Origin of the sequence: Pseudoduganella sp. UC29_71, assembly GCF_042693265.1 — a bacterium.
Classification (GTDB): domain Bacteria; phylum Pseudomonadota; class Gammaproteobacteria; order Burkholderiales; family Burkholderiaceae_D; genus Rugamonas.
This window is the reverse complement of the sequence record NZ_CP170549.1, coordinates 5,396,517-5,411,056: the sequence shown is the minus strand read 5'-3', so window position 1 is coordinate 5,411,056 and position 14,540 is coordinate 5,396,517. Positions and strand designations below refer to the sequence as shown.

The 14,540-nt window shown below is 64.5% G+C and carries 13 protein-coding genes and 1 pseudogene; 9 read left to right on the top strand and 5 right to left on the bottom strand.

Going from position 1 to position 14,540, the window contains the following annotated elements; genetic code table 11:
• Positions 1 to 10 precede the first annotated feature (10 nt).
• Positions 11 to 1,327: a TolC family outer membrane protein gene (locus ACFJI2_RS24035; RefSeq protein WP_107873732.1), complete on the top strand. Its 1,317-nt coding sequence runs from the start codon at positions 11 to 13 to the stop codon at positions 1,325 to 1,327.
• A 75-nt stretch (positions 1,328 to 1,402) separates the two neighbouring features.
• Here ACFJI2_RS24035 and gloA read toward each other — a convergent pair whose 3' ends face one another.
• The 4 genes from gloA to ACFJI2_RS24015 form a co-directional block, all read right to left on the bottom strand.
• A complete protein-coding gene (gene gloA, locus ACFJI2_RS24030) occupies positions 1,403 to 1,813 on the bottom strand; it encodes a lactoylglutathione lyase (RefSeq protein WP_107873735.1) in 411 nt (136 codons plus the stop codon).
• 59 nt (positions 1,814 to 1,872) lie between these two features.
• Positions 1,873 to 2,373, bottom strand: coding sequence for a PRC-barrel domain-containing protein (locus ACFJI2_RS24025; protein ID WP_028833777.1), 501 nt, complete (start codon positions 2,371 to 2,373; stop codon positions 1,873 to 1,875).
• Positions 2,374 to 2,441: 68 nt separating this feature from the next.
• Positions 2,442 to 3,782: a PQQ-dependent sugar dehydrogenase gene (locus tag ACFJI2_RS24020; protein WP_377702213.1), complete on the bottom strand. Its 1,341-nt coding sequence runs from the start codon at positions 3,780 to 3,782 to the stop codon at positions 2,442 to 2,444.
• 34 nt (positions 3,783 to 3,816) lie between these two features.
• Positions 3,817 to 4,074 (bottom strand): hypothetical protein, encoded by a 258-nt coding sequence (locus tag ACFJI2_RS24015; protein ID WP_028833775.1) that lies wholly within the window; start codon positions 4,072 to 4,074, stop codon positions 3,817 to 3,819.
• Between the two features lie 149 nt (positions 4,075 to 4,223).
• Between ACFJI2_RS24015 and ACFJI2_RS24010 the strand changes: the two genes are divergently transcribed.
• Complete coding sequence (locus ACFJI2_RS24010; RefSeq protein WP_377702212.1) at positions 4,224 to 5,147, top strand: DUF3667 domain-containing protein; 924 nt, start codon at positions 4,224 to 4,226, stop codon at positions 5,145 to 5,147.
• 46 nt (positions 5,148 to 5,193) lie between these two features.
• On the opposite strand, the pseudogene ACFJI2_RS24005 reads toward ACFJI2_RS24010, so the two are convergent.
• Positions 5,194 to 5,535 (bottom strand): annotated as a pseudogene (locus tag ACFJI2_RS24005) (VOC family protein); the annotation flags it as partial.
• 197 nt (positions 5,536 to 5,732) lie between these two features.
• Here ACFJI2_RS24005 and ACFJI2_RS24000 point away from each other — a divergent pair.
• From ACFJI2_RS24000 to can, 7 genes are all read left to right on the top strand, one after another.
• Complete coding sequence (locus tag ACFJI2_RS24000) at positions 5,733 to 6,635, top strand: NAD kinase (protein WP_028833772.1); 903 nt, start codon at positions 5,733 to 5,735, stop codon at positions 6,633 to 6,635.
• A 19-nt stretch (positions 6,636 to 6,654) separates the two neighbouring features.
• Complete coding sequence (gene recN, locus ACFJI2_RS23995; RefSeq protein WP_377702211.1) at positions 6,655 to 8,322, top strand: DNA repair protein RecN; 1,668 nt, start codon at positions 6,655 to 6,657, stop codon at positions 8,320 to 8,322.
• Positions 8,323 to 8,352: 30 nt separating this feature from the next.
• Positions 8,353 to 9,462: a ferrochelatase gene (gene hemH / locus ACFJI2_RS23990; protein ID WP_377702210.1), complete on the top strand. Its 1,110-nt coding sequence runs from the start codon at positions 8,353 to 8,355 to the stop codon at positions 9,460 to 9,462.
• Between the two features lie 409 nt (positions 9,463 to 9,871).
• Complete coding sequence (gene grpE / locus ACFJI2_RS23985) at positions 9,872 to 10,417, top strand: nucleotide exchange factor GrpE (protein WP_028833760.1); 546 nt, start codon at positions 9,872 to 9,874, stop codon at positions 10,415 to 10,417.
• A gap of 94 nt (positions 10,418 to 10,511) precedes the next feature.
• The gene (gene dnaK, locus ACFJI2_RS23980) at positions 10,512 to 12,458 is read left to right on the top strand and encodes a molecular chaperone DnaK (RefSeq protein ID WP_028833761.1); all 1,947 of its coding nucleotides are present in this window, start codon (positions 10,512 to 10,514) and stop codon (positions 12,456 to 12,458) included.
• A 126-nt stretch (positions 12,459 to 12,584) separates the two neighbouring features.
• The gene (gene dnaJ / locus ACFJI2_RS23975) at positions 12,585 to 13,715 is read left to right on the top strand and encodes a molecular chaperone DnaJ (protein ID WP_132137801.1); all 1,131 of its coding nucleotides are present in this window, start codon (positions 12,585 to 12,587) and stop codon (positions 13,713 to 13,715) included.
• Between the two features lie 115 nt (positions 13,716 to 13,830).
• On the top strand, positions 13,831 to 14,505 hold the full coding sequence (can, locus tag ACFJI2_RS23970) for a carbonate dehydratase (protein ID WP_028833763.1): 675 nt from the start codon (positions 13,831 to 13,833) through the stop codon (positions 14,503 to 14,505).
• The last annotated feature ends 35 nt before the right edge of the window (positions 14,506 to 14,540 follow it).

Here is a 14,540-nt window from a genome sequence, read left to right as displayed (position 1 = left end):
GGAGAACGCAATGCAGAAACCCTTAATCGCCTTGCTGATCAGCAGCGCGCTGTTGACCATAAACGCACAGGCGGCCGACCTCATCCAAGTGTACCAGCAGGCGCTCGCCAACGACGCCACCTATGCCAGCGCGCGCGCTGCACTTGCTGCGGGTCAGGAAAGGACGACGCAAGGGCGTTCCGGCTTGCTGCCGGTCATCGGCCTGGGTGGTTCCAGCACCAAGATCACCGGCGACTTCGAGGACAAGTCCGACAACATCTTTTCGGCCAGCGGCCCGCGCGACAATTCGCGCAACCAGTGGGCGCTGAGCCTGTCGCAGCCGCTGTTCCGCTGGGACCGCTGGGAGACCTACCAGCAGAGCAAGCTGAGCCAGGCCAGCACGGAAGCCGTGTTCGCCCAGGCCCAGCAAGACCTGATCACCCGCGTGGCGCAAGCCTATTTCGACGTGCTGACCGCGCAGGACAACCTGTCGTCGATCCAGGCGCAGAAGTCGGCCACCACCGAGCAGCTGGCCTCGGCCAAGCGCAACTTCGAGGTCGGCACCCAGACCATCACCGACACGCATGAAGCGCAAGCGGCTTACGACCTGGTGGTGGCGCAGGAATTCGCCGCCATCAACGACCTGGAAGTGAAGCGCAACGCGCTGCAGCAGATCATCGGCACCACGCCGGCCTCGCTGTCCACGCTGCGTCAGGGCGTGACCATCGGCGCGCCGCAGCCGGCCGCCATCGAGCCGTGGATCGCCTCGGCCGAGCAGCAGAACTATTCCGTGGTGGGCGCCCAGCTGAACCTGGAAATCGCCAAGCGCGATATTTCCCGCAACCGCGCCGGCCACTTGCCGACGCTGGACCTGGTGGCCAGCAAGGGCCGCGACAGCGTCACCGCGTCCGGCATCACCAAGGCCAACTCGGTGGGCGTGCAGTGGAACGTGCCGCTGTTTAACGGCTTCGCCGTGACCAGCAAGGTGCGCGAATCGATCGCGCTGGAAGACAAGGCGCGCAACGACCTGGAGGCGACGCGCCGCGCCGCCGCGCAGAACGCGCGCACGGCCTTCCTGGGCATGAACAGCGGCCTGGCGCAGGTGCGCGCGCTGGAAGCGGCCGAAGTGTCGAGCAAGTCGGCGCTCGATTCGAACAAGCTGGGCTACCAGGTGGGCGTGCGCATCAACATCGACGTGCTCAACGCGCAGCGCCAGCTGTACTCCACCCAGCGCGACCTCTCGCGCGCCCGCTACGACACCATCATGAACGGCCTGCGCCTGAAGTCGGCGGCCGGCACGCTGAAGGAAGCGGACCTGGTGCCGATCAACGAATTGCTGGTGAAGTGATGCCGCGTTGGCGGGTTACGCACCTGCGGTGCTAACCCGCCCTACGGTTCCCGGTGGCGCCGCAAGCCGCCAGCCTTAGCGCAGTCCGCCGCCCTGGCCGTCGAACTGGCGTTCGATCAGTTCGATCTTGTAGCCGTCCGGATCGGTGACGAAGGCGATCACGGTGCTGCCGCCCTTGACCGGGCCGGGTTCGCGCGTGACGTTGCCGCCGTTGGCCTTCACGGCGGCGCAGGCGGCGTGGATGTCGTCGGCCGAGATGGCCAGGTGGCCGTAGGCCGTGCCCTGCTCGTATTCGGTGACGCCGTAGTTATAGGTCAGCTCCAGCTCCGCGTGGTCGGGATTGGAACCGTAGCCGACGAACGCGAGCGTGTATTTGTACTCGGGATTGTCGCTGGTGCGCAGCAGCTTCATGCCCAGCACCTTGGTGTAGAAATCGATGGAACGTTGCAGGTCGCCGACCCGCAGCATGGTGTGCAGTATGCGCATAGAAATCCTCGTGTAAAAGCAGGATTCTATGCGCTTTGCCGCGATTGTGCAGGGGCCGCTTAACGGTTGCCCGGGTTGCTCGGGTTGTAGCCGCCGCCCAGGTCGCTTTGCAGGGTGCTGGTGCTCGAACCCATCACGCTGCCGCTGGAGGTGCGGTAGCCGGCGCCGGGCGTGGTGCCGTAGTAGCTGTGGATGGTGTTGCTGAACTCGGCGCTGGCCATGTCGGGCCAGTTGTCCTTGTCGAAGCCGGGGGCGTTTTCCAGGCGCTCCTTGCTCACGTCCAGGATGAAGCGCTTGTTCACGGTGTCCAGCTCCAGCGCCTGGAACGGCACGGCGAACAGCTTGTTGCCCATGCCCAGGATGCCGCCGAAGGACAGCACCGCGTACGCGACTTGCCCGGTTTGCATGTCGAGCATGATTTCCTTGATGTCGCCCAGGTCCTCGTCCATGCGGTTGTACACATCTTCACCCATCAACGTGTCGGCCCCCATCAGGCGCGGGCCGGGGCCGCTGTCGGTGTCGCGGTAAATGCCAAAAGTGTCTCGGTCCAGATAGCTCATTGTCGTCTCCAATCGAGTAAGGCCGGCCGGGCAAAACCGGCTGAAGGTTGCCCGTTGCGCGCGCTCTTTCAGTTCCCTTGTTTGGGCGTTACGCGCCAGATGATGTTGCCGACATCGTCGGCCACCAGCAGCGCGCCGCTCTTGTCTACTGCCACGCCGACAGGACGGCCTTGCGCTTTGCCGTCCCGCGTGAGAAAGCCTGCCAGGAAATCCTGCGGCGGGCCGGATGGCTGGCCGTTGGCAAACGGCACGAACACCACCTTGTAGCCGCTGTGCGGCTTGCGGTTCCACGAACCGTGCTGGCCGATGAAGGCGCCGTTCTGGTAGCGTTCCGGGAACAGCTTGCCTTCATAGAACGCCAGGCCCAGCGAGGCGGTGTGGCCGCCCAGCGCGTAGTCCGGCGCGATGGCCTTGGCCACCAGCTCCGGCTTGGGCGGTTTCACGCGCGCATCCACGTGCTGGCCGTAGTAGCTGTAGGGCCAGCCGTAGAACGCGCCTTCCTTCACCGAAGTCAGGTAGTCGGGCACCAGGTCGTTGCCCAGTTCGTCGCGTTCGTTCACCACGGTCCACAGCGCCTTCGACTGCGGCTGCCAGGCCATGCCGTTCGGGTTGCGCAGGCCGGTGGCGAACAGTTTCGATTTATTGGTGGCCAGGTCCAGCTGCCAGATGGCGGCGCGGCCTTCCTCCTTGTCCATGCCGTTCTCGGCCACGTTGCTGTTCGAGCCCACGGTGGCGTACAGGTATTTGCCGTCCGGGCTGGCGATGATGTTCTTGGTCCAGTGGTGGTTCAGCGGCCCGCCCGGCAAGTCCATCACCTTCACCGGCGCGGCCGTGATTTCCGTTTGTCCCTCCTGGTAGGGGAACTTCACCACCGCGTCCGTGTTGGCCACGTACAGTTCCTTGCCGATCAGCGCCACGCCGAACGGCGAGTTCAGATTCTTCAGAAACACCTTGCGGGTTTTCGCCACGCCGTTGGCGTCGATGTCGCGCAACAGCGTGATGCGGTTGGCCGAGGGCGTCACCGCGCCCGCCTTCTTCATCTGCGACTTCATGATGGCGCCCTTGATGCCCTTGCTGTCCTCGGGCTTGGGTGGGGCGTTGGTTTCCACCACCAGCACGTCGCCGTTCGGCAGCACGTGCACCCAGCGCGGATGGTCCAGGTCGCGGGCATAGGCGCGCACCGTGAAACCGGCCGCCGCCACCGGCGCGCCGTTGGCCTGCCAGCGCTCCACCGGCGCCACGTTTACCGTGGGCACGAGCGAACGCTCGGGCTCGGGCAGCACGGGTTGCGGGCCGAAGCCGGGCGGATAAGTCTGCGCGTCCGCGGCGCTGGCCATGACGACCAGCGCCGCGACCGCGAAGGCAGTCATGGCAAGGGCGGGACGGATCGTGGCGGTTTGCGAACTCATGTGCTGGTTTCCTGTTCTGTGGTTAAAGGACGGCTTAATCGCGCTTGCTGCCGGGCTGGGGCTGCGCCGTGCCGGGCGCGCGCGGCTGCACTTTTTCCACGCCGCGCGTGCCGTGCAGGTCGGTGTCCACCAGGCCCTGTTCCAGGTCGCTGGCGGCCTGCCGGATCACGCTGCGTTCCTTGGGCGGATGGCCTTCCGGCGATTCGTCGCGTTCGTGCGGCAGGCGCTTGCCGTCGTCGCTGCGCGCCGGCGCATCGGTGTTGACCTGGCGGTCTTTGGCTTCGGTAACCATGATCTGCCTCATTTGTCTGCATCGAGGAATCATCTTAGCGCCGCGTACCGTGCGCAGTCGCGCAATTGAACTTTATTGAAATAGTGCATCTTTTGCATGAACTCGGGTAACATTCCTGCTTGCTCCGTCCGCCCATGAGAGAACCGCCCGTGAAGCCCGAACTCGCCCACCCGCAGCATGATGGTCCCGCCCACTGCCTGAACTGCAACGCCGCCGTCAGCGGCAATTACTGCCACAACTGCGGGCAGGAAACGCGCACCCACGCGCCCAGCTTCATGGAGTTTGCGCACGAGTTCATCGGCCACTATGTGGCGCTCGAAGGGCGGCTGTGGGGAACGTTTACGCGCCTGCTGTTCCGGCCGGGCGCGCTCACGCTGGAATACCTGGCCGGGCGCCGCAAGCGCTACGTGGAGCCGCTGCGGCTGTACCTGACGCTGAGCATCCTGTTCTTCGCGCTGCTCAAGTTCACCAATACCGAAGTCATCAACCTGGGCAAGGACACGGCCAGGCCCGCGGCCGAGGTGGCGGAGCAGGTGAAGGAGGAGGCCAAGGGCATACAACGGGAAATCATGGCCAACGGCGTGGTCAAGGACAAGGACGGCATGGAGGTGATGCTGGACGAGACGGTGCGCAGGAAGTCGCCGCGCTTCGCCGCCGCCGTGGAGCACTTCCAGCAACTGCCGGTCGAGAGCAAGGGCAAGGCGCTGTCGGACGGCTTCTTCCACTACGGGCCATACGCCATGTTCGCGCTGATGCCGCTGTTCGCGCTGTACCTGAAGGTGCTGTACCTGGGATCAGGCAAGCGCTACGGCGAGCATCTGCTGTTCGCGCTGCATACCAGCGCGTTCGCCTTTGTGATGTTCGCGGCGATCAAGCTGTGCCCGGACGGGTTCTTCACCTTCGCGCTGCTGTGCTGGCTGACCGGCTATCTGCCGTGGGCCATGCGCCGCGTGTACGGCGGCAGCAAGACCGCCACCGCGCTGCGCTGGATGGCGCTGATGCTGGCGCACTGCATTTCGCTGGCCGCGGCCATCGCCCTTGCCATGGGCGCCGGCGCGGCCACCGCGCATTAGGCGGCCGGCGCCTCGGCGCCACGGCCGGCTGCCACAGCTCGACCTTGTTGCCGTCCGGGTCCATGAACCAGCCGAAGCGGCCGTAGTCGAAGGTCTGCGGATCGCCCACCAGTTCGGCGCCGCCGGCCACCACCTGCGCCAGCGCCTCGTCCAGCTTGTCCACCACCAGGTTGAACATGAACTCGCGCTTGGACGGCGCGAAGTAGCCGGTGGTGTCCTTGAACGGGCTGAACACGGTGCAGCCGCCGGCCGGCATGGCGCCGGGGAAGAAGGAAGCGTAGTCGGTCGATTCGCCCGGGAAGCCCAGGTGGGCCTGATACCAGGCCATCAGCGCTTGCGGGTTGCGCGATTTGAAGAAGACCCCGCCCACGCCCAATGCTTTTGCCATGCCGTTCTCCTGTGGTGATGTTGCGTCGTCGATTGCCTTGTCGATTGCGTCGTTATAGTCCTGGCTTGCACTCTGCAGCCTGCCGATTTATACTGTTCGAATATACAGTATTTGTGTGCGTGTTGATGCATGGCAGAAGGCTGCATTATCGGTTACTCTGACTAGTGTTGCTACCCCCAATCCAGCCCGAGAGATCTATGCCCGCCACGCACGCCTTATTCCACACCATCGCCCTGGTCGTTCGACAGAACACGGCGGGCATCGAAGCCCCGGTCCGCAGCCTGCTGGCGTTCCTGAAGGAAGGCGGCCACCACGTCGTGCTGGAGGCGGAAACGGCGGCCCACCTGGGCATGCAGGATTACCCGGCCATGACGCCCGACGAAATCGGCAAGCACGCCAGCGCCGCCATCGTGATGGGCGGCGACGGCACCATGCTGGGCCTGGCGCGCCAGCTGGCCCCCTACGACGTGCCGCTGATCGGCATCAACCAGGGCCGGCTCGGCTTCATGACCGACATCCCGCTCGAAGGCATGCTGCCCATCCTGGCGCAAATGCTGGCCGGCAGCTACCAGGCCGAGCGGCGCACCCTGCTGGAAGGCAGCGTGCGGCGCGACGGCAAGGAAATCCATGTCGGCCTGGCCGTCAACGACGTGGTGGTGTCGCGCGGCGCCGGCGCCGGCATGGCCGAGCTGCGCGTGGACGTGGACACGCACTTCATGTACAACCAGCGCTCGGACGGCCTGATCATCTCCACCCCCACCGGCTCCACCGCCTACGCGCTGTCGGCCGGCGGCCCGCTGCTGCATCCCACGCTGGGCGGCATCGTGCTGGTGCCGATCGCGCCGCACGCGCTGTCGAACCGGCCCATCGTGCTGCCCGATTCGAGCGAGATCCAGGTGGAGATCGTGCGCGGGCGCGACATCACCGTCAATTTCGACATGCAGACCTTCGCCAGCCTGCAGGCGCAGGACCGCATCATCATCAAGCGTTCGCCGCACGCCATTACCTTCCTGCATCCGGAAGGCTGGAGCTACTACAACACGCTGCGCGAAAAGCTGCACTGGAACGAATACCCGTCCGGCGACGGGAAACTGGTCTAACCTTCATCCTCTCTTGCCCATGCTTCGTACCCTGTCCATCCGCGACTTCGTCATTGTCGATACCATCGAGCTTGAATTTTCCTCCGGCTTCACAGTCTTCACCGGCGAAACCGGGGCCGGCAAATCCATCCTGATCGACGCGCTGACGCTGGCGCTGGGCGGCCGCGGCGACGCCAGCGTGGTGCGCGAAGGCGCGGCCAAGGCCGACATCACGGCCGATTTCGCCGTGACCGAGCAGGCCGCCGCCTGGCTGGCCGCCAACGAGTTCGCGGCCGACGAGGGCGGCGCGCTGCTGCGCCGCGTGATCGACAACGCGGGCCGCTCCAAGGCCTACATCAACGGCGTGGCCGCCACCGCCGCCCAGCTGCGCGAACTGGGCGACATGCTGGTCGATATCCACGGCCAGCACGCCCACCAGTCGCTGCTCAAGGCCGACGCGCAGCGCGAGCTGCTCGACAGCCAGTCCACCGTCAAGGACGCCGGCGCGGCCGAGGAACTGAAGGCGGTGGCCGCCGCCCACAAGGCCTGGCGCGCGCTGGCGCGGCAGCTGGAAGAATACGAAACCAACGCCGCCAACCTGGCCTACGAGCGCGAGCGCCTGGAGTGGCAGGTGGGCGAGCTGGACAAGCTGGCCGCCAAGCCCGGCGAATGGCAGGACATCTCCAACGAGCACAGCCGCCTGTCGCACGCGGCCAGCCTGCTCGAAGGTGCGCAGGAAGCGCTGGCCGCCATTTCCGAAGCGGAAGACCATCCCATCGTCTCGCAGCTCGGTTCGCTGAGCCAGAAGCTGGGCAAGCTGGCCGCCATCGACACCGAACTGCAGCCCACCGTGGACCTGATCGAATCGGCCCGCATCCAGCTGCAGGAATCCGTGTACGCGCTGAACAATTACCTGGACCGCGTGGAGCTGGACCCGGACCGCCTGCGCCAGGTGGACGCGCGCATGGAAGCGCTGCACTCGGCGTCGCGCAAGTTCCGCGTGGCGCCGGACGACCTGCCGGAAGAACACGCGCAGCTGTCGGCCAAGCTGCGCCAGCTGGCCGACGCCAGCGACCTGGACGGCCTGCGCCAGCAGGAGGAAAAACTGAAGGCGGCTTATATGGACGCGGCGCGCAAGCTGTCGGCCACGCGCGCGGCCGCCGCCAGGGCGCTGGCCACGGCCGTCACGCAGGCGATGCAGGAACTGAACATGACGGGCGGCTCCTTCGACATCGCGCTGAACCCCTGCGAGCCCGGCGCGCGCGGCCTGGAGCAGGTGGAATTCCTGGTGGCCGGCCACGCCGGCGTGGCGCCGCGTTCGCTGGCCAAGGTGGCCTCGGGCGGCGAGCTGGCGCGCATCGCGCTGGCCATTTCCGTCATCACCTCGAACGCCACCACCACGCCCACGCTGATCTTCGACGAAGTGGACAGCGGCATCGGCGGCGGCGTGGCCGAAGTGGTGGGGCGGCTGCTGAAAAAGCTGGGCCAGGCGCGCCAGGTGCTGTGCGTGACCCACTTGCCGCAGGTGGCCAGCCAGGCCGGCCAGCACTTCCAGGTAGCCAAGGGCACGCTGGACAACGGCAAGACCGCCTCCCGCATCGACATACTCGACAGCAAGGCGCGCGTGGAGGAAGTGGCGCGCATGCTGGGCGGCCTGGAAATCACCGCCACCACGCGCAAGCACGCCCGGGAGTTGCTGGCTTTATAATGTCGGGTCATCCTCCCGTCATTGCGATCCATGGCCTTCCTCAAAGAACCACCCCATACCCACGGCAGCAGCGGCGGCAGCGCCGTGGTGCTGGTCAACCTCGGCACGCCGGACGCGCCCACGCGCCCGGCCGTACGGCGCTACCTGAAGCAGTTCCTGTCCGACCCGCGCGTGGTGGAAATTCCGCGCGCCGTCTGGTGGTTCATCCTTAACCTCGTCATCCTGCCGTTCCGCTCCGGCCAGTCGGCCAAGAAATATGCGTCGATCTGGACCCGGGAAGGCTCGCCGCTCAAGGTCCACACCCAGGAGCAGGCGCTGCTGCTGCGCGCCGCGCTGGGCGAGCGCGGCCACGACAACGTCACCGTGGCCATGGCCATGCGCTACGGTTCGCCGTCCTTGCCGGACGTGCTGGCGCGCCTGAAGGCCGACGGCTGCGAGCGCGTGGCCATCCTGCCGGCCTATCCGCAATACTCGGGCACCACCACCGGCTCCATCTACGACGCCGTGTTCGCGCACTACAAGCAGATCCGCAACGTGCCCGAACTGCGCTTCGTGCGCAACTACCACGACCACGACGGCTATATCCACGCGCTGCAGGAATCCATCCTGGCGCACTGGGACGCGCACGGCCGCCCGGAGAAACTGGTGATGAGCTTCCATGGCGTGCCCAAGCGCACCTTGCTGCTGGGCGACCCCTACCACTGCGAATGCCTGAAAACGGCGCGCCTGCTGGCTACCAGGCTCAAGCTCGCGCCCGAGCAGTACGTGGTCACCTTCCAGTCCCGGTTCGGCAAGGCCGAGTGGCTGCAGCCCTACACCGCGCCCACCGTGCAGCAGCTGGCGCGCGACGGCGTGCGCCGGCTGGACGTGATCTGCCCCGGCTTCACCAGCGACTGCCTGGAAACCCTGGAAGAAATTGCGATGGAAGTGCGGCACGACTTCCTGGCCGCCGGCGGCAAGGAATTCCACTACATCCCCTGCCTGAACGCCGCACCGGGCTGGATCGCCGCCATGGCCGAGATCGCCGAACAGCACATGATAGGGTGGCCGACCATGATGGCCCAGCCGCAGCGCGATGCTCTTAAGAAAGACGGGGAAGCCGCGCGCGCAGCCGCCCTCAGGCTTGGTGCGGAAAACTGACAGTCGCCGGGCCGGTGCTGTCCGAGTGACAATCAGCACTTGCCGGTGGTGAGTGCCAGCCTGTTACAATACCCGCTCTTCGGGCGGCAACTACTGTAATAATTCGGTGTAGCAGATCCAGGCGACGGCCAGAACGATGTAGGCCACGATGGACGCTGCGATGAGTGGCAACTTCATGATGCGCTCCCCACGCTGTGCGTTGATGGGACGGCGCGGCGGCGCCGTCTTCCATTACATAGTAGCTGCTGCGGTGCAGAAAAATATCTCTCTTGTGAGTCAGTTTGTAACGGCGCTGTTACACATATTGCAACGTCGCACGAATAACCCTTGAAAAGATAGGTTATAGCCCCATTTGCTGCCCGTGCCGTAACCAGTAATGTCTAACACACGATTTGTAGGAGTCTTTCAGATGCAAGATCAGGAAAATCAAGCAGTCCCTAATCCCGAGGCGGAAGCAGCGCCAGCGCAGCCATCGACTCCCGCCGAAGCCGGCACGCCTACGCTGGAAGAACAGCTGGCCAGCACCGAAGCGCGCCTGGCTGAAATGCACGACGCCTTCATGCGCGCCAAGGCGGACGGCGAAAACATCCGCCGCCGCGCCCAGGAAGACGTGGCCAAAGCGCACAAATTCGCCGTTGAAAGCTTTGCCGAAGCCATGGTGCCGGTCAAGGACAGCCTGGAAATGGCGTTGAAAGTGGAAGCGCCGACCCTGGAATCGCTGAAGGAAGGCGTGGAAATGACGCTGAAACAGCTCAATTCGGCCTTTGAAAAGAACCGCCTGCTGGAAATCATGCCGGCCCAGGGCGACAAGCTGGACCCGAACAAGCACCAGGCCGTGGCCGTGGTGCCTGCCGAGCAGGAAGCCAACACCGTGGTATCCGTGCTGCAGAAGGGCTACATGATTGCCGACCGCCTGCTGCGCCCGGCCATCGTGACGGCTGCGCAGGCAAAGTAAAGAGTAAGAGTTGCTCAGCGCAAGCACTTGAAATTACACAGCATTTCCCACATATAAGAAGCATCTGAAACTTAGCAAACAAGGAAAATAAATCATGGGCAAAATTATCGGTATTGACCTGGGAACCACCAACTCCTGCGTTTCCATCATGGAAAACGGTCAGCCTAAGGTAATCGAGAACGCGGAAGGCGCGCGTACCACGCCATCGATCATTGCTTACCAAGATGACGGCGAAATCCTGGTCGGCGCGCCGGCCAAGCGCCAGGCAGTCACCAACCCGAAGAACACCCTGTTCGCGGTGAAGCGCCTGATCGGCCGCAAGTTCGAAGAAAAAGAAGTGCAGAAGGACATCGCGCTGATGCCTTACCAGATCACCAAAGCCGACAACGGCGATGCGTGGATCGGCGTGCGCGACAAGAAACTGGCGCCGCCGCAAATCTCGGCTGAAGTGCTGCGCAAGATGAAGAAAACGGCGGAAGACTACCTCGGTGAAGAAGTCACCGAAGCCGTGATCACCGTGCCTGCCTACTTCAACGACTCGCAGCGCCAGGCCACCAAGGACGCCGGCCGCATCGCGGGCCTGGACGTCAAGCGCATCATCAACGAACCGACCGCGGCCGCACTGGCTTTCGGCCTGGACAAGACCGACAAGGGCGACCGCAAGATCGCCGTGTATGACCTGGGCGGCGGTACCTTCGACGTATCGATCATTGAAATCGCGGACGTGGACGGCGAGAAGCAGTTCGAAGTGCTGTCGACCAACGGCGACACCTTCCTGGGCGGCGAAGACTTCGACCAGCGCGTGATCGACTACATCATCGACGAGTTCAAGAAGATCAACGGCCTGGACCTGAAGAAGGACCCGATCGCCCTGCAGCGCATCAAGGCTTCGGCCGAGCGCGCCAAGATCGAACTGTCGTCCTCGCAGCAGACCGAGATCAACGAGCCCTACATCGCCATGGCGAACGGCGCCCCGGTCCACCTGAACCTGAAGATGACCCGCGCCAAGCTGGAATCGCTGGTGGAAGAGCTGATCAACGCCACCATCGAGCCATGCCGCACCGCCATCAAGGATGCAGGCGTGAAAGTGTCCGACATCGACGACATCATCCTGGTCGGCGGCATGACCCGCATGCCGAAGGTGCAGGAAAAGGTCAAGGAGTTCTTCGGCAAGGACCCGCGCAAGGACGTGAACCCGGACGAAGCCGTGGCCGTGGGCGCCGCCATCCAGGGTTCCGTGCTGTCGGGCGACCGCAAGGACCTGCTGCTGCTGGACGTGACCCCGCTGTCGCTGGGCATCGAGACCCTGGGCGGCGTGATGACCAAGATGATCCACAAGAACACCACGATTCCGACCAAGTTCTCGCAAGTGTTCTCGACCGCCGACGACAACCAGCCTGCCGTGACCATCAAGGTCTACCAGGGCGAGCGTGAAATCGCGGCCGGCAACAAGGGCCTGGGCGAATTCAACCTGGAAGGCATCCCGCCGGCAGCACGCGGCACGCCGCAGATTGAAGTGACCTTCGACATCGACGCCAACGGCATTCTGCACGTGGGCGCCAAGGACAAGGCCACCGGCAAGGAAAACAAGATCACCATCAAGGCGAACTCGGGCCTGACCGAAGACGAGATCCAGAAGATGGTGAAGGACGCCGAGCTGAACGCGGAAGAGGACAAGAAGGTCAAGGAACTGGCCGAGTCGCGCAACCAGGCCGACGCGCTGGTGCACTCGACCAAGAAGTCCCTGACCGAATACGGCGACAAGCTGGAAGCGGGCGAGAAAGAGAAGATCGAAGCGGCCATCACCGAGCTGGAAGCGTCGATCAAGGCCGGCGACAAGGCCGACATCGACGCCAAGGTGGCGGCGCTGTCGACCGCTTCGCAGAAGCTGGGCGAGAAGATGTACGCCGATATGCAGGCGCAGCAAGCCGGTGCCGCCGGCGCCGAAGGCGGCCAGCAGGCCGGCGGCCAGCAAGAGTCCAAAGCGCAGCAGGACGACGTGGTTGACGCCGACTTCAAAGAAGTCAAAGACAACAAGTAATCAGCGCCCAGCACTAGTCCCCGGCTGCGGCCGCAAGACTGACGCCGAGCCGTGCATCCCTGCAAAGGGGCCGGCTCGGCTTTTTCGCATAATCAGTACCAGTAAATACAGCAAGGTGCCTACAACATGGCAAAGCGTGATTTTTACGAGATCCTCGGGGTCGCAAAGAATGCGTCCGAAGACGAGATCAAGAAGTCCTATCGCAAACTGGCGATGAAATACCATCCGGACCGCAATCCGGACAGCAAGGAATCGGAAGAGAAGTTCAAAGAGGTCAAAGAGGCCTACGAGATGCTCACCAACCCCGAAAAGCGCGAAGCGTATGACCGCTACGGCCATGCCGGCGTCGATCCGAACATGGGCGGCGGCGGTGGCGGCGGGTTCGGCGCGGGCGGCTTCGGCGACGCCTTCGGCGACATTTTCGGCGACATCTTCGGCGGCGGCGGCCGCGGCCGCAGTTCCGGCCCGCAGGTCTACCGCGGCGCGGACTTGCGCTACAACCTGGAAATCACGCTGGAACAGGCGGCGCACGGCTTCGACACCACGATCCGCGTGCCGTCCTGGGACAAGTGCGACACCTGCCACGGCTCCGGCGCCAAACCCGGCACCTCGCCGGTCACCTGCTCGACCTGCGGCGGCCACGGCCAGGTGCGCATGCAGCAGGGCTTCTTCAGCATCCAGCAAACCTGCCCGAAATGCCATGGCACCGGCAAGATCATCACCGATCCCTGCTCGCCTTGCGGCGGCGCGGGCCGCATCAAGCGCAACAAGACGCTGGAAGTGAAGATTCCGGTTGGCATCGACAACGGCATGCGCATCCGCTCGTCGGGCAACGGCGAACCGGGCACCAACGGCGGGCCGCCGGGCGACCTGTACGTGGAAATCCACATCAAGCCGCACGCGGTGTTCCAGCGCGAAGGCGACGACCTGCATTGCGAAATGCCGATCTCGTTCGCGCGCGCGGCGCTGGGCGGCGAAATCGAAGTGCCTACGCTGTCGGGCAAGGTGTCGTTCACCATTCCCGAAGGCACCCAGTCGGGCAAGACTTTCCGCCTGAAGGGCAAGGGCATCAAGGGCGTGCGTTCCGGCTATCCGGGCGACCTGTTCTGCCACGTGGCGGTGGAAACGCCGGTCAAGCTGACCGACAAGCAGAAGGAGCTGCTGCGCGAGTTCGACCGTGCCACGGTCGAGGGCGGCTCCAAGCATAGTCCGCAAAGCAAGACCTGGCGCGACAAGGTAAAAGACTTCTTCGAATAAGAATCATTGCCCGGCGCAGATGATGCGCCGCATCAAATCAGGTAACATAGCAATATCCCGGACCGCCCCTTGCCACCCCGGCAAAAGGGCGGTCTTCGCACGTATGAGAGGACATATGAGTGAACAAAACGTAAGCGGCTCCCCATTGGCGGACCTGCTGGTCAACAACCGCGCCTGGGCCGATTCCATGGTCCAGCGCGATCCGGAATTCTTCAAGCGCCTGGAGCAGCAAGCCTCGCCCGAATACCTGTGGATAGGCTGTTCCGACAGCCGTGTGCCGGCGAACGAGCTGCTGGGCCTGGCGCCTGGCGACGTGTTCGTGCACCGCAACATCGCCAACGTGGTGGTGCACTCCGACCTGAACTGCCTGTCGGTGCTGCAGTTCGCCATTGAAGTGCTGAAAGTGAAGCACGTGATCGTCGTGGGCCACTACGGCTGCAAGGGCGTGCACGCGGCCATGACCGGCACCCGCGTCGGCCTGGTCGACAACTGGCTGCGCCATGTGAACGACGTGGCCCAGAAGCACGAGCGCTACCTGGGCGACGTGCTGCCGTCGCGCGAACGTTCCGAGCGCATGTGCGAGCTGAACGTGGTGGAGCAGGTGGTCAACGTGTGCCAGACCACCATCGTGCAGGACGCGTGGGACCGCGGCCAGCCGCTGACCGTGCACGGCTGGGTCTACGGCCTGAAGGACGGCCATCTGCACGACCTGGAGATGACCGTGAGCGCCGGCCACGAACTGGCCAACCGCCTGCAAAGCCGCCTCGGCAAATACGCCGCCACCGCCTAAGAGCGCCGCAGCGGGTCCAGGGCGCTGGTGTAGGG